The sequence below is a fragment of the Corynebacterium limaceinasi genome (assembly GCF_046717465.1).
Lineage (GTDB): Bacteria > Actinomycetota > Actinomycetes > Mycobacteriales > Mycobacteriaceae > Corynebacterium.
The window spans coordinates 1,492,252-1,510,410 of sequence record NZ_CP177100.1; the positions used below are offsets into that span (position 1 = coordinate 1,492,252).

General features: G+C 59.0%; 18 protein-coding genes and 1 pseudogene. 9 read left to right on the plus strand and 10 right to left on the minus strand.

The features are described from left to right. Positions 1-52: 52 nt before the first annotated feature. Positions 53-754, minus strand: coding sequence for a hydrogen peroxide-dependent heme synthase (hemQ, locus tag ACLI1Q_RS07300; RefSeq protein ID WP_284771471.1), 702 nt, complete (start codon positions 752-754; stop codon positions 53-55). A 150-nt stretch (positions 755-904) separates the two neighbouring features. On the opposite strand from hemQ, the gene ACLI1Q_RS07305 reads away from it, so the two are divergent. After that, the gene (locus ACLI1Q_RS07305) at positions 905-1,579 is read left to right on the plus strand and encodes a DUF3000 domain-containing protein (RefSeq protein ID WP_284771470.1); all 675 of its coding nucleotides are present in this window, start codon (positions 905-907) and stop codon (positions 1,577-1,579) included. 1 nt (position 1,580) lies between these two features. Continuing rightward, on the plus strand, positions 1,581-2,801 hold the full coding sequence (locus ACLI1Q_RS07310; protein WP_411696938.1) for an HRDC domain-containing protein: 1,221 nt from the start codon (positions 1,581-1,583) through the stop codon (positions 2,799-2,801). Here ACLI1Q_RS07310 and dxs read toward each other — a convergent pair. The 5 genes from dxs to dut all read right to left on the minus strand — a co-directional run bounded on the left by dxs (position 2,798) and on the right by dut (position 8,247). Next, positions 2,798-4,696, minus strand: coding sequence for a 1-deoxy-D-xylulose-5-phosphate synthase (gene dxs / locus ACLI1Q_RS07315; RefSeq protein ID WP_284849654.1), 1,899 nt, complete (start codon positions 4,694-4,696; stop codon positions 2,798-2,800). The genes ACLI1Q_RS07310 and dxs overlap by 4 nt on opposite strands. A 106-nt stretch (positions 4,697-4,802) precedes the next feature. Further along, on the minus strand, positions 4,803-6,059 hold the full coding sequence (locus ACLI1Q_RS07320; protein ID WP_284849653.1) for a class I SAM-dependent RNA methyltransferase: 1,257 nt from the start codon (positions 6,057-6,059) through the stop codon (positions 4,803-4,805). Further along, a complete protein-coding gene (locus ACLI1Q_RS07325; RefSeq protein WP_284849661.1) occupies positions 6,052-6,759 on the minus strand; it encodes a DUF3159 domain-containing protein in 708 nt (235 codons plus the stop codon). The genes ACLI1Q_RS07320 and ACLI1Q_RS07325 overlap by 8 nt, the downstream gene beginning before the upstream one ends. A gap of 29 nt (positions 6,760-6,788) precedes the next feature. Beyond that, a complete protein-coding gene (locus ACLI1Q_RS07330) occupies positions 6,789-7,760 on the minus strand; it encodes a DUF3710 domain-containing protein (RefSeq protein WP_284849652.1) in 972 nt (323 codons plus the stop codon). Between the two features lie 13 nt (positions 7,761-7,773). Continuing rightward, entirely contained in the window at positions 7,774-8,247 is a 474-nt protein-coding gene (dut, locus tag ACLI1Q_RS07335) for a dUTP diphosphatase (protein ID WP_284849651.1), read from the minus strand. 103 nt (positions 8,248-8,350) lie between these two features. Here dut and ACLI1Q_RS07340 point away from each other — a divergent pair, with 103 nt between their 5' ends. Both ACLI1Q_RS07340 and ACLI1Q_RS07345 read left to right on the plus strand, forming a co-directional pair. Then, positions 8,351-8,812 carry a DUF3093 domain-containing protein gene (locus ACLI1Q_RS07340; protein WP_005278947.1) on the plus strand — a complete coding sequence of 154 codons (462 nt, stop codon included), beginning with the start codon at positions 8,351-8,353 and terminating at the stop codon, positions 8,810-8,812. 95 nt (positions 8,813-8,907) lie between these two features. Further along, on the plus strand, positions 8,908-9,150 hold the full coding sequence (locus ACLI1Q_RS07345) for a cell division protein FtsW (RefSeq protein ID WP_239269824.1): 243 nt from the start codon (positions 8,908-8,910) through the stop codon (positions 9,148-9,150). Positions 9,151-9,340: 190 nt separating this feature from the next. Here the strand turns inward: ACLI1Q_RS07345 and ACLI1Q_RS07350 are convergent, their stop codons facing one another. Both ACLI1Q_RS07350 and ACLI1Q_RS07355 read right to left on the minus strand, forming a co-directional pair. Next, complete coding sequence (locus ACLI1Q_RS07350; RefSeq protein ID WP_005278945.1) at positions 9,341-9,631, minus strand: DUF4193 domain-containing protein; 291 nt, start codon at positions 9,629-9,631, stop codon at positions 9,341-9,343. Positions 9,632-9,742: 111 nt separating this feature from the next. Continuing rightward, positions 9,743-10,630 carry an inositol monophosphatase family protein gene (locus tag ACLI1Q_RS07355; protein WP_239269825.1) on the minus strand — a complete coding sequence of 296 codons (888 nt, stop codon included), beginning with the start codon at positions 10,628-10,630 and terminating at the stop codon, positions 9,743-9,745. On the opposite strand from ACLI1Q_RS07355, the gene ppgK reads away from it, so the two are divergent. Both ppgK and ACLI1Q_RS07365 read left to right on the plus strand, forming a co-directional pair. After that, positions 10,629-11,387 carry a polyphosphate--glucose phosphotransferase gene (gene ppgK / locus ACLI1Q_RS07360; RefSeq protein ID WP_239269826.1) on the plus strand — a complete coding sequence of 253 codons (759 nt, stop codon included), beginning with the start codon at positions 10,629-10,631 and terminating at the stop codon, positions 11,385-11,387. The genes ACLI1Q_RS07355 and ppgK overlap by 2 nt on opposite strands. A gap of 197 nt (positions 11,388-11,584) precedes the next feature. Further along, entirely contained in the window at positions 11,585-13,063 is a 1,479-nt protein-coding gene (locus ACLI1Q_RS07365; protein WP_239269827.1) for an RNA polymerase sigma factor, read from the plus strand. A 148-nt stretch (positions 13,064-13,211) separates the two neighbouring features. On the opposite strand, the gene ACLI1Q_RS07370 is transcribed toward ACLI1Q_RS07365, so the two are convergent. Together ACLI1Q_RS07370 and ACLI1Q_RS07375 are read right to left on the minus strand one after the other, a co-directional pair. After that, positions 13,212-14,975 carry a DEAD/DEAH box helicase gene (locus ACLI1Q_RS07370; protein ID WP_239269828.1) on the minus strand — a complete coding sequence of 588 codons (1,764 nt, stop codon included), beginning with the start codon at positions 14,973-14,975 and terminating at the stop codon, positions 13,212-13,214. After that, positions 14,972-15,223, minus strand: coding sequence for a DUF3039 domain-containing protein (locus ACLI1Q_RS07375; protein ID WP_005278940.1), 252 nt, complete (start codon positions 15,221-15,223; stop codon positions 14,972-14,974). The genes ACLI1Q_RS07370 and ACLI1Q_RS07375 overlap by 4 nt, the downstream gene beginning before the upstream one ends. A gap of 138 nt (positions 15,224-15,361) precedes the next feature. Here ACLI1Q_RS07375 and ACLI1Q_RS07380 point away from each other — a divergent pair, with 138 nt between their 5' ends. The 3 genes and pseudogenes from ACLI1Q_RS07380 (at position 15,362) to dtd (ending at position 17,865) form a co-directional block, all read left to right on the plus strand. Then, a complete protein-coding gene (locus ACLI1Q_RS07380) occupies positions 15,362-15,745 on the plus strand; it encodes a DUF3099 domain-containing protein (RefSeq protein ID WP_023028868.1) in 384 nt (127 codons plus the stop codon). A 48-nt stretch (positions 15,746-15,793) separates the two neighbouring features. Then, positions 15,794-17,370: pseudogene (locus ACLI1Q_RS07385) on the plus strand (methyltransferase). Positions 17,371-17,421: 51 nt separating this feature from the next. Further along, entirely contained in the window at positions 17,422-17,865 is a 444-nt protein-coding gene (gene dtd, locus ACLI1Q_RS07390; protein WP_411696939.1) for a D-aminoacyl-tRNA deacylase, read from the plus strand. Positions 17,866-18,159 lie beyond the last annotated feature (294 nt).

Below are 18,159 nucleotides of genomic sequence, written 5' to 3' on the forward strand. Positions count from 1 at the left end.
AGCGCTGGGAGCACCTATAAAGGCTGCCCCCAGCGCTGTTTTGTATCAAGACTTAAGGCAGAACCTTGATGAGTTCCGCGATGTCTTTTACGCGGCGTCCGGTGTGGAAAGGAATTTCCTCGCGAACGTGGTGGCGGGCTTCGGTATAGCGCATCTTGTACATCAGGTCCACGATGCGGTGCAGCTCGTCGGCCTCGAAGGCTAGCACCCACTCGTAGTCACCGAGCGCGAATGCCGGCACCGTATTGGCGCGCACGTCGGGGTAGTCGCGTGCCTGCATGCCGTGTTCCATCAGGATGCGGCGACGCTTTTCTTCTTCCATCGTGTACCAGTCATACGAACGCACGAATGGGTAGACGGAAATCCACTCCTTGGGCTCTTCCCCCATGATGAAGGAAGGCAGGTGGGATTTATTGAACTCGGCCGGCCGGTGCAAGGCGTTTCCAATCCAGGTCACCTCGCTTACCTGGCCCAAAGTGGTCTCTCGGCGGAAATCGCCAAAGGCCTTTTGGATATCGGAAAATTCCTCGGCGTGCCACCAGATCATGAAGTCTGCGGAATCGCGCATCGCGGTCAGATCGTAGACGCCGCGAACGGTGACCTTATTGTCCTTTTCTAGCTCCGCAAAGAATTCTTGGGCTTGGGAGATGATCTCCTCGCGCTCGGTGCCCAGGCCGCCTGGGATCACCTTAAAAACGGCGTGTTGGGAGTACTGCTGTACCTCGTTGAGTTCCTTGAAATCGAGCTTCGCCATTGCCTTCTCCTTTGCAGAAGCTTATTCGAATATTCGGACAAATCCATCATAAGTTGGAGTTACACCGATTGTCATCCCTCTCCCCTGTGTGCCTCCCACTATCGGCGCGCCTCCGCCAGCTCAAGGTAGCGAAACTATAGCTTTATCAAGGTGAGTAATTCCGAATCGACCACGCCCAGCGCCGGTAAGAATGCCGGAGGCAACTCCGGAGATGGCGCAACCTTTACCTCCCTACGCCGCAACGATGAGGCACAAGAGCCGACGACGCCACCGGCTTTTACTCAGGCGGTAGAGTCCATGCACGCGGCCACTCTTCGCCCTGAGATTAGCCTCGGGTCCATTCGCCCACCGCAGCGGCTAGCCCCCTTTAGCCACGCCATTGGCCTCGAGGTGGGCACGGAAGAGGAGCCCGATATAATTGCCACCGATTCAGAGGGCGATGCCTTCGGACGCCTCATCCTCCTCCATGACCCGGGTGCAGAAGAGGCCTGGGAGGGCGCTATGCGCTTGGTGGCGTATATCCAGGCCGATATGGATGATTCGGTTGCAGGAGATCCGCTGCTGCCGGACGTCGCCTGGCAGTGGCTCAATGAAGGCTTAGAAAAAGAGGGTGCAGAGCTTACCAACCTCGGCGGCACCGTCACCTCCACCGCCTCGGTCCGCTTCGGGGAGATCGGCGGTCCCCCGCGCGCTTATCAGATTGAAATGCGCGCTTCGTGGACAGCGGAGGGACTAGATTTAGCACCGCACGTGCAGGCCTTTGCACAAGTATTAGCCAACGTCGCGGGCCTGCCGCCTGAAGGCGTTACTGAGCTCGGCCGCTAAGATGGTGGAATTTCGGGAGCGTCCGAAAGAGGGTATTCCGAAGGTTTTATCCACCCCGGCGGAATTTGCCGAGGCCGCCGCGCGGTTGCAGGCGGGTACCGGGGCCTTTGCCATCGATACCGAGCGCGCCTCAGGCTACCGATATGATGACCGCGCCTTTCTCATCCAGATACGTCGGCGCGGCGCTGGGACGATGCTCTTCGCCCCAGAAGGCCACCGCGCGGAGTTAACCCAGGCGCTGGCCCCAGTGCTCAATGGGCAGCACTGGATCATTCACGCCGCCCCCTCGGATCTCCCCTCTCTTGGGTGGTTGGGGCTTTTCCCCGGCACCATCTTCGATACGGAATTAGCCGCCCGGTTTGCCGGCTTTCACCGCACCAATTTGGGCGCCATTATCGCGGAGCTTTTCGATGTCCAGCTGGAGAAAGGCCACGGCGACGATGACTGGTCCATCCCGCGGTTGAGTGAAGAAATGCGCGCTTATGCCGCGCTCGATGTCGAGCTCCTGCTGGAACTAGCCACGACGCTGCGCGATATCTTGGCTGAACAAGAAAAGCTGGAGTGGATGCTGGAGGAGTGCGCGGCGATCGTCGCCAAGCATGCACACGACACCGCCCCGCAGCCAGGCTCTTGGCGCGATATCAAGGGAGTATCGAGCTTAAAGAATGGGAAGCAGCGCGCCGCGGCTCAGTCTTTGTGGAAACTGCGCGATGATATTAGCCGGCGAACCGATACCGCGCCGGGGCGCGTGCTGCCCAATAAGGTACTGGTAGAGATAGCCCGGATCCAGCCCAGCACGCAGCCGCAGCTCACCCGCATCAAGGGGTTTCCGCGGCGGAGCAAAGGCGTCGCGCACCGCTGGTTGCTGGCCGTGCAGCAGTCCCAGAATATTCCACCGCGCGGGCGCCCGGGCCCGCTTCATGAGGAAAGAACCGTTCCTTCAAAATCGGTGTGGTCCAGGGAGTATCCAGAACTGTGGGAGGATTATCAGCAGATCCGCGCCGCCGTTGGGAATATCGCCGAAGAACTCGGGTTGCCATCGGAGCTGCTGCTTCGCCCCGCTATCCTCCGCGCCACCGTGTGGGCGGCCATTGGCGGGAGCGGAACCATCAGCCAGCCAGGCGACGTGCCCGCCTTCCTAGAGCACGAAGGCGCGCGGTCGTGGCAGGTGAACCTCGTTGCACCAGCGTTGATCGCGAGCCTATTTTCCCAGCCGCATTAAGCGGTCAGGTTTTCTACCCACTCGGTAATCGATGCAGAAATGAGCTCTGGGCTTAGGCCGAACTCTTCCAATACCTCGCCGCGGGAGCCGTGCTTGGGGAAATACCCAGGAACGCCGAGGCGGCGGACTGGGGTATCCACCTCGGCCGCGCCAAGAGCCTCAGCAATCATGGACCCGATGCCGCCGCGAATGAGGCCGTCTTCTACCGTCACCACCAGATCGTGATCTGCCGCCATAGCGATAACGGAACTAGCCACCGGGGCGACCCACCGTGGGTCAATAACCGTGACGTTAAGACCCTGCTTCTCCAGCTCTTGCGCTGCCTTGATGCTGCGCGCGGACATCGCACCGATAGAAACGATGAGGACCTCGGGGATATCTTCGCCCGCGTCGGCCTCGCCGTAGTAGAGGATATCGACGCCATCGGCAAGCGTATCCACGGCTTCCATATCGGGCAGCAAGTTTCCCTTGGGGAACCGGACAACCGAGGGCCCAGAATCAATGTCCAGCGACTCGTGGAAGAGCTCGCGCAGGCGCGCACCATCGCGCGGGGCGGCGATGTGCATACCTGGGACGATGCTCATTAAGGACATATCCCAAATGCCGTTGTGGGAGGCGCCATCAGAGCCCGTCACACCGGCGCGGTCGAGCACGATGGTCACCGGCAGCTTGAGCAAGGCAATATCCATGATGACTTGATCCACGGCCCGGTTGAGGAACGTGGAATACACAGCCACCACGGGGTGCATCCCACCCAAAGCCAAACCGGAGGCAGAGGCCATCGCATGCTGCTCGGCGATGCCCACGTCAAAGAACCGATCCGGGAAGCGCTCCTGGAAGGGGGCCAGCCCCGTAGGACCCGCCATGGCTGCGGTGATTGCAACGATGTCATCGCGCTTTTCCGCCGCCGCAATCAATTCTTCAGAAAATGCGGCCGTCCACCCCGGCTGCTTGGTGCCCTTGGCAACGCCGGTCACTGGGTCGATAGCGCCCGTCGAGTGCATCTGATCCTTCGGCTCATTGACCGCAGGCGCGAACCCGTGGCCTTTTTCCGTGACCACATGCACGATGATGGGGCCCTCATAATCGCGGGCATAGGAAAGCGCATGCACCAAACCATCGATGTCATGGCCGTAAATGGGACCAATGTATTTAATGCCCAGCTCAGGGAAAATCTCCGTGGGCAAGACGGTGGACTTGACGCCTTCCTTCATGGCGTGGAGTGCATCAAAGGCACGCTCGCCTACCCACCCCATGGACTTCAGGCGGCGCTTGCCCTGCTCCATGAGCTCGTCGTAGCCGTGCTGGGAACGAATGCGCCCCAGGTTTTCAGAAATGCCGCCAATCGTGGGCGAATAGCTGCGGCCGTTGTCGTTGACCACGATGACCGCATTGCGCTTTTTATCTTCAGAGATATTATTGAGCGCTTCCCAGCACATGCCGCCGGTCAAGGCGCCATCGCCGACGATGCCGATGACGTTGCGGTGGCCTTCCCCGCGAATCTTGAAGGCCTTAGAGAGTCCATCCACCGTCGATAGCGAGGCGGAAGCATGCGAGGATTCTGTCCAGTCGTGCTCGGACTCACCGCGGTCCGTATAACCGGACAGGCCGCCCTTTTGGCGCAGGGTATCGAATTGGGCCGTGCGGCCAGTGAGCATCTTGTGCACATAAGACTGGTGGGAGGTATCGAAGATGATGGGCTCGCGCGGGGAATCAAAGACCCGGTGCAGCGCAATGGTCAATTCCACCACGCCCAAATTGGGCCCCAAGTGCCCACCGGTCACCGATACCTTATCGATGAGGCGCTGGCGAATATCCGCCGCAAGTTCCTCCAACTTATCTGCAGGCAGTGCCTTCAGGTCTTGCGGCGAGTTTATGGTATCCAAGATAGTCATGGAGCGGCCTTCAACTCCTTCTGTGCTTAGTTCTTCCTATCCACCGTACCCGTGGTCCGTATTTTCTTTTATATCGGCTCTATACTTCAGGCGAGGTATTTTCGCGTTAAACGGCGTCCTGCGCCGACTTATTCGCTTCCTTATCTGGGGTAATAAGAGCGATAACCTCAAAGTGATGGGTGCCAGGAAAGGCATTGATTAGCGCCATTTTCTCAGGCTTGTACCCAGCGCGGTGCCACAGGGATAGATCGCGGGCAAAGGTGGCAGGATCGCATCCCACATGCACCACGGCCTGCGGCTTTGCCCCCGCCACGGCGCGGATAACCTGCTCGCCCGCCCCAGTTCGCGGCGGATCGAGCACCACGGCACCAGGTTGGGGCAATTGCGCTGCAACTTGTTCTACCCTGGCGGATTTTACTGCGATATCGATATCGCGCAGCCCCGGCTGTGTAGACGCCGTTGCCGCGGGCGAATAGTCCACGGAAATGACTTTTCCACCGGTGGCATCAGACAACGCGGGCGCGAATAATCCGACCCCGCCGTACAAGTCCCAGGCGGTCTTGTGCTGGTAATCCCGGCCGGCCAGCCACTGCCCCGCCACAGCGCTATAGAGTTCCGGCGCCGCCACATGCGCTTGCCAAAAGGCCGTGGCAGGAAAGGAAAACACGCGGCCATTGACGTGTTCGACCACGGTGCCAGAGCCCTCGATGACCTCGCGAATGGTCTCCACGCGCCTGCCCCGCGGGGCCTTACGTGTTTCCACCACATGCCGGTTACCCGCGCCATCGAGAACCGCGACAATTTCAGCCCCCGGGGTAAAACGCCGCGCACCGTCGCCTACCAAACCATCAATCAAGCCATCTGCTAATTGGGTACAACCGACAGAAGTCACCAGCTCATTCGAGCGGTACTTCCGCAATCCGGCGCGGCCTTGCTTGTCGACGCCCAACCGGACCCTCGTCCGCCAGCCTCGTACCGGCGGCAGGTCGTGTTGTTCAATAGCGAGGGATTCGAGCCCTTCTATGCCGCTGCGGCGCAACTGTTCGCGGAGAACGCCCATCTCGATGGCTGGTTCCGCTGCGGGATCCAACTCGGCAAAATCGCAGCACCCGGCGCCTAGCTCTGCTGCGGGACAGCTACTGGGTACGCGCAGCTCACCCGCAGCAACTATGCTATCGAGCTCGCCCTTGATAAAGGACTTTTTCACCTTACCCGCGGTTGCGCGGACCGTGTCCCCCGGAAAAGCCCGAGGGACAAAGACGACGCGCCCGTCCGGGGCGTGGCCAATGCCAAGTCCACCATGCGCCATGCGGTCGATGGTGACTTCCAGGGTGTCTCCGCGAGATAGTGCTGGCTCATTCATTTTCTGCCTCGAACTCTTGTGTACTGCGATCTGAACTTGTGGCAAGCCCGGCATTTTCTGCCGCTTCTACTGCGGCATCTGCGCGGCGCACCATCCACACGGTTAATGCGGTCACCAACAGTGTCAAGGGCCAGCCCATGACGATCCTGGTAATGCCCAAGGCGGTCGTCTCCCCAGCATCATAAATCGCCCGCTGGATGATAAACCGCGCCAAGAAGATGACGGCCCACCCAGCGGTGGCGATGGAATACGCCCTGCGCGCAAGCTTTACCTTTTGCCAGGCCATATCATCGCCGTTCAAGCCCTTCCAGATAACGCCAACGGCCGGCCACCGGAAAAGGATGGATAGCGCCGCGGCGATAAACAGGGCCAGCGACATCCAAATGCCGTATAAGAAGTAGCCTTTGGCATCGCCGGTAAACCAGGCGATGGCGGCGCAAATGGCCACCCCGATAAGGCCAGAAATGGCCGGCTGGATGGTCTGTTTGCGAACAATGCGCCAGATCGCGATCACTACCGCCACACCCAGCGCGGAGATGAGCGCTGGGGTAAGGCCGTAAAGGCTATTAACTGGAATAAGGACGACAATGGGCAACGTGGCCGCAACCAGGCCGGGAAGGCCTCCCATTTGTTCCAACAGAGTTGGCTCATTATCGCGGTCCTGGTCGTCGCCTAGCTGAGGAGCCTGCGGCTCCGGCAAAGAGTTACTCACGTAGCGTTCTGCTTTACTTACTTATCGGAATCGGGGTTAGACCCCTTGTCTTTGTCATGTGTAGGAGATTCATTCTCCCCCTTGCGTGGCTGCGCGCCCAAATCGCGCAGCTGCTTTTCGGCTTCCGCCTCAGCTGCGGGATCGGGGCCGCCTACCCCGTTTTCTGGGTGGCCTTGGGCCGCCTGCGCCTGGGAATTTGCGCCTGCTTGTTCCTGCTGGCGCTTTTCCATGGCTTGTTTGACCTGCTCCACCAGCTGCTTGGGCATGATGACCGGCAGTGCGTTGCCCGCCAAAATAGGATCCTCACCGCGGTAGACAAAGGTGCGCGATGCTACATCGCGCGCGATCTGCGCCAAATCCTCTTCAAGGCCGGTAGGTGCCGCAAGAGTCAAGCGCATCATCCACCGCGGGCCTTCGGCGCCAATGACGCGGAGCTGACCGTTGTCATTCTTGCCGACGATCTCCAGCCCCCAAGGGCCTTGCTCCGTGGTGACGGATAGCCCATCGCGGCTCATGCCTTCCTTGATTTCTTCCACGGATTCTGCCCACTGGCCAGGCTTTCGCGGCGCTGCGAAGGCAACGGGAGTAATACGGCCCGCCTTCGTGACAATGTGCAGCATCTTCGGGCCTTGTTCGCCCATTTCTACCTGGACTTGGGAATCCTTTGGCAGCGGGATGCGCATCGAGCCAAGGTCCAAGATTCCGATGGAAGAATCAGAGAAGTCAAAGTCTTCGATATTGACGGAATCGCCATCAAAGGGGCCGGTTTCGCCATTTACGGCGTCGTGGGCAAACTCCGTTGGCACCTGTCCCGAGGCTGCGGCGGCGTCGGCAGCCGTATCTTTTACGGATGCAAAGGAACTCGATTCAGCCGAAGCCGATCCTGCGGAATCAGCGGCAGGCTCTTGTGGCTGCGATTGTTGAGGGTTTTCCGGCTCTTCTTTCCGGCCGTCATCGTTTTTCTTTTTGCCAAATGGCCAAATGCCCATTTTGTAATCCTTCCTATACGCCGGTTGATCCGTAGCCGCCGGTACCGCGGACGGTCTCATCCAAGTCTTCTACTTCGCTAAAATCCATTAGTTCTACGCGCTGTACCACGAGTTGAGCGATGCGCATGCCGCGCTCGATCTCGATCGGGGTGTGGGGATCGTGGTTAATCAGGCACACCTTGATCTCCCCGCGGTAGTCAGCATCCACGGTACCCGGCGTATTGACAATGGACAGCCCATGTTTAGCTGCCAGTCCGGATCGCGGGTGAATTAATCCCACGGTGCCCAGCGGCAAGGCCATGGCAATACCGGTGCCGACGAGGGCGCGTTCGCCAGGTTGGAGGGTAAGCGCCTCGGCAGCGTAAAGATCGGCGCCGGCGTCACCCCGATGCGCCCGAAATGGCATCGGCAGCTCTTTATCGAGGCGCTTAATTTTGACGTCTCCTACTGGCGTTTGTTCCTGCGGTAGCGAATTCGAATCAGTCACTTAGCCAATCCTACCTGCCCCAGTCGGTTCATTCTGTGCGTGGAGTGGACTAGAATGCCTAGGCGTGTCTGATATTTCTGCTCCTCAACCCGCTGCCCCGAAAGTGTTGTATCGCGAACGCCAATGGGTGCCGTGGTACTTCTGGATTTTTGCAGCCATCGTTGTGGCTTTAACCTCAGCTACGGCAGGTCTCAACCGCTCTGTGTGGTGGACCATCATTCCCGCAGTCCTGCTCGGCGCCATCGCTATCTGGGTGCTCATCACGTGGTCTGGGACCGTTGTTCAAGTAGAACAAGATGAAGATGGAACGCGGTGGCTGCTCGTCAAAGACGCACAGCTACCCAATGAGGTTGTCTCTCGTTCGATTACCGTTCCAAAGTCTGCTCGCCATAACGCGCTGGGCCCGCAATTCGATCCGGCCGCATTCTTGGTCTCTCATGCCTGGATTGACGAGCACGCCATGATGGTCCTCAATGATCCTGAGGATGACACCCCATATTGGCTCATTGCCTCGAAAGATCCAGACCAACTGCTCCGCGCCTTCCTACCGGAGCAGCACGCTTAAGCTTCATGGGTTTCGGAGGAGCTTTAGGCAGAACTCAGAAAGATGGGAAACCCTGGATACCTCCGTGGTGGTTTTCCTTCGTGATACTGCCGCTCATGGTCATCGCTGAATTCTACGTCAGTCAAGTAACCGGTTGGCGGGGAGTGTCCTCCTCCAACGTGGAAGGAGTCTCTTGGAGCGAAGTGAGCTCTGACGGCATCGTCCTTCATGTAGTGGGATACATGGCTTTTTACTTCGTTCTAGTGCTGCCCATCTTCTTGGTTCGTCGATATCTATGGGAGAAGCGACGAAAGCAAGGGAGCACACCGGATAAGAAGAGCAATGACGAGCAGCCTTAGATAGAACAGGATAGCTGAGGGGGCCTGCCCCCGAAAAGAGAAGTCCCAGGGAGTTAGGTCCCGCGCACATTGGGTGTCTGCTAAAAAGGAAAACTTCACCCCCGCCGCGTTTGCCTGTGCAAACTGCGGCGGGGGTGAATCTTTATTTGGGTTGTGCGCAGTAACGGCTAGCTAGGCCAATACTGGCTGCTTAGGCACAATCCTTACAGATGGGCATGCCATCTTCTTCGTGCGAATAACGCTTATTGGACTGGACCAAAAAGCAGGAGCCGCAGGTAAATTCGTCTTCTTGACGGGGAACGACCTGTACGTTGAGCTCTTCGCCGGTGAGGTCAACTGATGGCGGTTGGAATGCTTCGACGATTTCGCCATCGTCATCCATGCCGTTGCTTTCGGGTTCAGCTGCTTTCAGTCCCTCTAAAGAGTCAGTTTCAAGTTCGTCTTCTGCACCGCGGCGCGGTGCGTCATAATCGGTGGCCATACTGCACGCCCCTATAAGTCGATTTGCTTTAGGAATAGTTGTTTATCGATCGCGCATAGTAAAGGACAAACACCGATATGTCATCCCGCTGCTAAGAAATTCTAAGATCCTTCACCCCCGCATCGCTTCCTTAGCGCCATGTCCTGCCAAAAGATCCTCAAATGCGGGTGCCAAATTCACCCCCGCGGCCCAGGTTAATTCACCATCAGCGGACCCCTTGTCCAGCCCTGGGTGATGGACCTTCGCACCCGCCTCGCGGGCAATGAGAGCACCGGCGGCAAAATCCCAAGCGTTAATGCCGTGCTCAAAATAGGCATCTACGCTCCCCTCGGCCACGCGGCACAGATCGAGGGCGGCTGCTCCAATGCGGCGGATATCGCGGACCTGCGGCAGCAACTTGGTCAGCAGCTCCGCCTGTTGCTTGCGCCGCTGTGCGCCATAGCCAAATCCCGTCGCAACCAAGGAAAGCGCGGGGTCATCTTGTTCACCGCACCGTAGCGAAGACCGCGTGCCATCCGCAGTGGCAACCGTGGCACCTTCGCCGGCCGCTGCGGAATACACCTGCCCCCGCGCCACATTGACCACAGCGCCTGCTACCAGGCGGCCATCGTATTCCGCGCCGATGGAGACCGCGTAGTCCGGAATGCCGTAAAGGAAATTGACCGTGCCGTCGATGGGGTCCACAATCCACCTGACCCCGGTCGTCCCGTCGAAGCTCGCGCCTTCCTCACCTAATAGGCCATCGCCAGGGCGGCTTTCCTTAATCGTGCGCGTAATAAACTCCTCGGTGGCGGTATCGACCTCCGTCACCGGGTCGACGGCGCTCGATTTTGTCTGGGTATGTGCCGCAATACCGTCTCCAGCAACCAAGTCGGCGCGGTGCGTGCGGATAAGTGCGGCCGCGCGCACGGCGGTAGATTCCGCAAAATCTCGCAGCTGCAGAAAATCTATGTCATGATCCATGCCAACCATTGTGCCTTCTTCTACACTTGCGAGCATGACTACTCATACTGGCCACTCATTTGGCATCGATATCGGCGGCTCAGGCATTAAGGGCGCAGAAGTCGACCTCAAAAACGGTGAATTCGTGGGCCCGCGGCTGAAGATCCCTACCCCACAGCCATCCACACCACATGAGGTAGCCACGGTGGTCGCCCAAATTGTGCGCGAAAAAGAGTGGGACAAGCCCGTCGGCATCACCTTGCCCTCGGTGGTGTCGAACCACACGGTGCACTCCGCTGCCAATATCTCACCTGAGTGGATAGGCGTGGATACCACCGAGTTGTTTTCGCGTTATCTAGACGTTGACTTTGTGGTCTTAAATGATGCCGATGCCGCAGGCCTTGCGGAAGTCGCGTATGGAAACGAGTTGGCCAAAACCGGATCCGTCATCTTTTTGACGCTGGGAACCGGCATCGGGTCAGCCTTCTTCCTCAACGGTCAGCTCTTCCCCAATACTGAGCTTGGCCACCTCATGGTGGGAACTGACGAGGCCGAGGCGATTGCGTCCTCCGCCGCCAAGGAACGCGAAGGACTGAAGTACAAGGAGTGGGCGCCTCGGCTCAATCGTGTGCTGCAGGAATACGAGAAATTATTTAATCCCCAGGCTTTCCTCATCGGGGGTGGCATATCTCGCAAATTCCACAAATGGGGCCCCCACTTAACTATTGATACCCCCGTAATGCCTGCACAGTTGCAAAATCGTGCGGGTATTGTAGGTGCAGCGATGGCGGTATTAGAAGGCCTAGAGCCATAAAATCGCCGTTGCAGTAACCCTATCTACCGGCATTGTGCAAAAATCGCCTATACTGGGCGGTCGATCCAAAATTGCATGGCTCTCGGGCGTGTCTGACCTGCATAAGGCCTACACCCGCTAGCATTTCTTAATGCTATTGCCACCCTGTGCGGGTGCGGTGAGCTATTCCCATCAAGTAGTAAGTCGAAAGGGCGTACGTGGCAGCCACTGATTCTTCAGACCAGGCACTCGGCGAGGACGATAAGTCTGTCGAGGCATCTACTCCTGCAAAGAAGACCGCCAAAAAGACGGCAAAGAAAACGGCGAAGAAAACCGCCAAGAAGACAGCTAAAAAGACGGCGAAAAAGACTGCCAAGAAAACGGCTAAGAAGACCGCCAAGAAGTCAGCGAAGAAATCAGCCAAGAAAGCTGTCAAAAAGACCGTGCGAGCCTCTGCGGCGGAACCGCAAGACTCCCCCGCAAACTCCGCGGAGAAAGCACCGTCGGAAGCTGAGGACGCAGAGGATCAGCTCGACGCCGTTGAGCAAGACACCCCTGCGGAAGACGTCGACTTCGACCCCACCCATGAGGACATCGAAGAGGACGAATTCGATGCCCCCACTGACCTCGATGAAGACGATATTCAGGAAGAGTTGGGCGAAGAAGAAGACGAGGACGAAGTAGAAGATACATCCTCGGTCTGGGATGAGGAAGAATCCGTCGCCCTGCGCCAGGCACGCAAGGATGCTCAGCTGACCGCCTCCGCCGACTCCGTGCGTGCGTACCTCAAGCAGATCGGTAAGGTTGCCCTGCTGAATGCTGAGCAGGAGGTCTCTTTGGCAAAGCGCATCGAGGCTGGCCTGTACGCGCAGCACCGCATGGACGAGATGGAAAAGGCTCGCGCGGAGGGCGATAAGGCTGCCAAGCTCTCCCCCATGGAAAAGCGCGACCTGCGCAGCATCGCAAGGGACGGGCGCAAGGCTAAGAACCACCTGTTGGAAGCCAACCTTCGCCTTGTGGTCTCCTTAGCCAAGCGCTATACCGGCCGCGGCATGGCTTTCTTGGACCTTATCCAGGAAGGCAACTTGGGCCTTATCCGTGCGGTGGAAAAGTTCGACTACACCAAGGGCTATAAGTTCTCTACCTACGCCACGTGGTGGATCCGCCAGGCCATTACCCGCGCAATGGCTGACCAGGCCCGCACCATCCGCATCCCGGTTCACATGGTGGAGGTCATCAACAAGCTGGGCCGCATCCAGCGCGAGCTGCTGCAGGACTTGGGCCGCGAGCCCACCCCGCAGGAGCTGGCAAAGGAAATGGACATCACCGAAGAAAAGGTGATGGAAATTCAGCAGTATGCGCGTGAGCCCATCTCGCTGGACCAGACCATCGGTGATGAGGGCGATTCTCAGTTGGGTGACTTCATCGAGGACTCTGAGGCCGTCATCGCCGTCGATGCCGTGTCCTTCACGTTGCTGCAGGACCAGCTCCAGGACGTGCTGACCACGTTGTCTGAGCGCGAAGCTGGCGTCGTGCGCCTGCGCTTCGGGCTTACCGATGGCATGCCGCGCACTTTAGACGAGATCGGCCAGGTCTACGGCGTTACCCGCGAGCGCATCCGTCAGATCGAGTCCAAGACGATGTCGAAGCTGCGCCACCCCTCTCGTTCGCAGGTATTGCGCGATTATCTCGACTAACTAGATCGCCCGCCCCGCACAGCATTAAGGCCGCACCACCGTGGTGCGGCCTTTTAATGTGCCTACTACCCTCCTGCGGGGCTGGCGCGGCGACAGCGGCGCGCCGCCAGCTAGCCGGCCAGCAGCCAACCAGCCACAAGGAGGCACGCTACCACTTGCGCAAGTAATTGATGCGCTCGCGCAGTTGGTCCGCGCTGCATAACGCGGTGGGCGGCCCACCGCAGGCCTTGCGGACCTCGGTATGGATGGCACCGTGCGGCCGGCCAGAGCTTTGCGCAGCGATGGAGACCACCGTGTTGAGCTCCTTGCGCAGCGCGCCGAGCTCATCCACCACACCGGTTTCCTCTGCGGAATCGGACTCTTGCTGCTTCGCGGCGGGCGCATGACCCATGCCGTAAATCTTGCGGCGGTGGGCCTCTTCTGCCTCGGCTGCCCGGCGCGCTTTTTCCTCAGCCTCGCGACGGTCCATTTCCTCGGATTGCTTCTTGCGCAGTAGGTCTTTGACCTGGTCGGCATCGAGGAGCCCGGGGATGCCAAGGAAATCGGCTTCTTCATCAGAGGTCATATCGCCGGTATTAAACTGCGATCCGTTATAGAGCAGGCCAGAGAATTCGGCTTCGGCGCCTAAGGACTCGTAGGACTTTTCCAGCATGTCCGGTTCGGTCTTTTTCTGGTTTGCCTGCTCGAGTAGCTCGTCGTCCCAGCCTTCTTTCTCGGTCTTTTCTTTGCCCAGGACGTGGTCGCGGGATTTTTCCATGTGCTCTGCAAGGCCGAGCAGCACGGGGACGGAGGGCAGGAATACCGAGGCGGTTTCACCCGGCATGCGGGAGCGCACGAAGCGGCCGATTGCCTGGGCGAAGAACAAGGGGGTTGACGCGGAGGTGGCGTAAACGCCCACCGCGAGGCGGGGCACGTCAACGCCCTCGGACACCATGCGTACGGCAACCATCCATTCATCGGTGGAGTCCGCAAATTCTTGAATGCGGTCCGAGGAGCCTGGGTCATCGGACAAAATGACCGAGACTGGGGTATTGGAGAGTTGCTTGAGGATTTTCGCGTAGGCGCGGGCGGTGGTGGTATCGGAAGCGAGCACGAGCCCGCCGGCATCCGGCATATTGCGCCGCATCTGCATGAGGCGGGTGTGCGCCGCCTGCAGCACGGCGGGGATCCATTCGCCCTTGGGATCGAGCGCGGTGCGCCAGGCGCGCGCGGTTTGTTCCACGTTCATGATGTCACCCAGGCGCGCGGAGTGCTCCTCCCCGGCGGAGTCCCGCCAGCGCGCCTCGCCGGAGTAGGACAAGAAGACGACGGGGCGCACGACGCCATCGGCAAGCGCATCGCCGTAATCGTAAGTGTGGTCGGCGCGCGAGACCTTGTGGCCTTCCCCATCGTCCTCATAGCGCACAAAGGGGATGGGTGATTCATCGGAGCGAAACGGCGTACCGGTCAGCGCGAGGCGGTGGTTGACGTCGTCGTAGGCCTCCTTGACGCCATCGCCCCAGCTTTTGGCATCACCGGCGTGGTGGATCTCGTCCAAGATCACCAAGGTGCGCCGCGCGGAGGCAACGGCGCGGTGCTTGAATGGGTGCATGCCCACTTGGGCATAGGTCACCACGATGCCATCCATGCTGGGGTTGACCGCAGAGGAATTCGTGAAGGCAGGATCCAAGGCCAAGCCCACCCGCGCGGCGGCGGCAGACCACTGCGTCTTCAGGTGCTCGGTCGGCACCACAACGATGACGCGCTCTACCGTGCGATCTTCCATGAGTTCCGTCGCGATGCGCAGAGCAAAGGTGGTCTTACCCGCACCTGGGGTCGCCACGGCCATAAAGTCTTGTGGCTTGGTGGCGAGGAATTTATCGAGGGCTGATTGCTGCCACGCGCGGAGGTTCGTCTTCTTAAACGTCCTCACTTGCGGCGGAGACCCTTAAAAACGCGTTCGCAATCGGGGCATACCGGCGAGCCCGGCTTTGCTTGTTTGGTTACCGGGAAGGTCTCACCGCACAGGGCAACGACGTACTTGCCGTTGACCGCGGAATCGAGTATCTGATCCTTTTTGACGTAGTGGAAGAACTTCGGCGTGTCATTATCCGTCGTCGAAGTGTCTTCACGAATATCTGGCCGTTCAATTGTCTTCGTAGTCGTAGTCACGCACCCCATTTTGCCGCATCTGCATCGAACTTTGCGAGTCATGCGTCTACTCTTGGAGAATATGCACACTCTACGCACTCCATTGCCGGCTCTCCTCTCCCCTCTTGTAGGGTTACGCGCCGCGCTCCAGGGAGGTGCGTAATTTAAGTGTTTGGCAAAAAGGAACGTTTTCTCATCACGGATGCCAAGCTCTCGCCCGCACAAGATCGCAGGCGCCGGGAGCTGTGGTACGGATTTTTCCAATTCCTGCGCGTGCCGTCCCTGCTCATTGCCGGGGTCTTTTTATACCTGCATTGGTGGCTGCTCGCGGCGATTATCGTGGGCGTGACCTTTCCTTTGCCGTGGATTGCCGTGGTCATTGGCAATAGCCGCGGGGAGAAGAAGGACAAGCGCGATAAAAATGTCTATAAACCCGCGATGAATCGTCAGCTATATTCGCAGTATCAGAACCAACAGATTTCCCGCGGCGGCTCCAAGGCAATCGAATCTCAGCATTCCGTTATTGACCATGACGATACTGCCTCCGATTAGGCGCATAACCCGCATGAATAGCACGACTGGAAAGGATCTTCTCCCAGCATGACGTCCTTTGGCCCTCATTTCGATGCCGCCGCGGTGCGCGATCTTGCCCCAGAGCTAGCGGAGGCTTTTTCGCAGGCCGGTTTTACTACCGATGGTTTAGCGGGGCATTTGGGCCCGGAGCTTACGGAGGCCCTCTACCGCGGTGAGCCTGCCGCGGTGGCGCGCGGCACCGCCGGCAATACCAAGCTGGATACGCTCATCCGCTTCTTCCTGCTGCATGAGCATCTGCCTGCCACGCTGCTTGCCGATGCCCTCGGGGCCCGCCTTGCCGCCAAGCTCCTAGATGCCGGCGTGGCGCTTTCCGATGATTGCGGCAGCATCTACATTGCCCTCGATATCCGGCCCCATATCATCGTCGGCTCCAACCGCCTCGTCTTTTCCGATGTCGATGCCTCGCTGGTGAGCCACGTCCCCGGCGCGGATCACGTCTTGGGTGTCGGGGCGGCAAGCCTCTCACTCTTGCAATCGACGCCGGTAAGCCCGGTATCAACGGTGCTCGATCTGGGCACCGGTTCGGGAGTGCAATTGTTGGGTCAGCTCGAGTGCGCGCGCAGCATTACCGCGACAGATGTCCACCGGCGCGCGCTTGATTTGGCCGGCGCCACCGTCGCTGCCGCGGGGGCTAGTACAGAGGTAGAGCTTGTAGAGGGCTCGTGGTTCGAGCCCGTTGCGGGGCGCACCTTTGACCGCATCGTGGCCAATCCCCCGTTCGTCGTTGGCCTTCCCGAGGTGGGCCATGTCTATCGCGATTCTGGCTTGAACTTGGATGGGGCAAGCGAATTGGTTGTTTCTCAGGCCGTTGACCACCTCGCCCCGGGCGGAACCGCGCATTTGCTCGCCGCCTGGGTGCATACCGGTGGGCAGACTTGGCAGCAGCGCGTGGCCTCGTGGCTGCCGGATAAGGGTGTGGCTGCCTGGATCATTCAGCGGGATGTCGCCGATCCTTCCCTCTACGTATCCACGTGGCTGAAGGATGAATCGTTGGATGTGCGCAGCGACGAGGGCAAGGCGCGCTCTAAGGCCTGGCTGGATCATTTCCACCATCACGATGTCACGGGTATCGGGTTTGGGTTCGTCGCCATCCAAAAAATTGCCGAAGCCGCACCCTCCGATATCTTGGCTGAAGAAATGCCGCAGTACTTTAGCGACCCATTGGGACCCGAGGTGGAGGAATACTTCGCCCGCGTGGCATGGCTGCGCGACTTGGTTCCTGGTGAGCTGGAGGGAAAGCACTTCCAGGTGCGCCCACAGGTGGCGAAAGAAGAAGTCAGTGTGGCCGATACCGATAATAAACAAGGATTTAGCCGGGCGGTTATCCGCCTGACGCGTACCGATGGTCCCGGTGGAGCCACGAAGTCGATGAACACTTGGCAGCAATCGTAGCTGGCCTTTCTCCCCACGGGCTCAACCTTGGAGAGACCGTTGGCCTGTATGCGGTGGCGCACGGCTTCGATGAGACAGAACTGACCGCGGCCGCGCTTCCCGCCATCATCGATATGGTTCGCCATGGCCTGCTCATCCCCGCCGATCTGTTGCTCGAGGATGACGCTTCCCCGGCTGCCTACACCGATTAGCGCCGAATAACACTGAAGAGCACTGAATAGCCAGGAAAGGAAGATACAAGCATGCGCGCAGTCCTAACCCGCGTATCCGAAGCAGCCGTCACCGTTGCGGGCGAGACCGTCGGCGCCATCGACTGCCCTGAGACGGGTGGGCTTTTAGCCCTCGTCGGTGTCTCCCGAGAGGATTTAGCCGATTGGAAACCGCGTGCAGAAAAGATGGCCCGCAAGATAGCGGAGCTGCGCATCCTAGACGGTGAAGTATCGGTTGCCGATGCCGGAGCCCCAGTCTTGGTGGTCAGTCAGTTCACGCTGTATGGCCGCACCGCCAAAGAGAGGCGCCCATCATGGGCCGATGCGGCCCCGGGAGAAGAGGCCGAGCCGGTCATCGAGTACATCATCGAGCGACTCCGCGAGCGTAATATCGCGGTCGAATCAGGCCAATTCGGGGCTATGATGCGCGTATCGTCCGTCAACGAGGGGCCCTTCACGGTTTTGGTCGAGACCTAATTTCTTCTCCCGCATTTTCTCTTTATCCGGCGCCTACCTGCACGAGTGCCCGCCCACGCCCGCGGCTATCTATGAGCCAGATCGCACAACCGCCCACTTTGTTCAACAATGCATATCTCTGGGTGCCGCGCAAGCTTTTTTAGAGTGATAATTAACCTACTCAAAATGTAATAATTTATTATCAAACAGCATTACCGTGGGCTTATACTTAACGTGTAACGAAGCGAATGGGCTGGATACAAGCTGAAAGATTAATTTCAGGCCCTTGCCCGCGCACGCTGGTGAGAGAAAATA

Bases quoted from the DNA above. Each gene is read 5' to 3' on its own strand.
- ACLI1Q_RS07375 (WP_005278940.1), bottom strand. From the start codon at position 15,223: ATGGGGTGCGTGACTACGACTACGAAGACAATTGAACGGCCAGATATT.
- dtd (WP_411696939.1), top strand. From the start codon at position 17,422: ATGCGCGCAGTCCTAACCCGCGTATCCGAAGCAGCCGTCACCGTTGCG.
- ppgK (WP_239269826.1), top strand. From the start codon at position 10,629: ATGACTACTCATACTGGCCACTCATTTGGCATCGATATCGGCGGCTCA.
- ACLI1Q_RS07350 (WP_005278945.1), bottom strand. From the start codon at position 9,631: ATGGCCACCGATTATGACGCACCGCGCCGCGGTGCAGAAGACGAACTT.
- dxs (WP_284849654.1), bottom strand. From the start codon at position 4,696: ATGACTATCTTGGATACCATAAACTCGCCGCAAGACCTGAAGGCACTG.
- ACLI1Q_RS07320 (WP_284849653.1), bottom strand. From the start codon at position 6,059: ATGAATGAGCCAGCACTATCTCGCGGAGACACCCTGGAAGTCACCATC.
- ACLI1Q_RS07355 (WP_239269825.1), bottom strand. From the start codon at position 10,630: ATGCTCGCAAGTGTAGAAGAAGGCACAATGGTTGGCATGGATCATGAC.
- ACLI1Q_RS07330 (WP_284849652.1), bottom strand. From the start codon at position 7,760: ATGGGCATTTGGCCATTTGGCAAAAAGAAAAACGATGACGGCCGGAAA.
- ACLI1Q_RS07345 (WP_239269824.1), top strand. From the start codon at position 8,908: ATGGTCATCGCTGAATTCTACGTCAGTCAAGTAACCGGTTGGCGGGGA.
- hemQ (WP_284771471.1), bottom strand. From the start codon at position 754: ATGGCGAAGCTCGATTTCAAGGAACTCAACGAGGTACAGCAGTACTCC.
- ACLI1Q_RS07310 (WP_411696938.1), top strand. From the start codon at position 1,581: ATGGTGGAATTTCGGGAGCGTCCGAAAGAGGGTATTCCGAAGGTTTTA.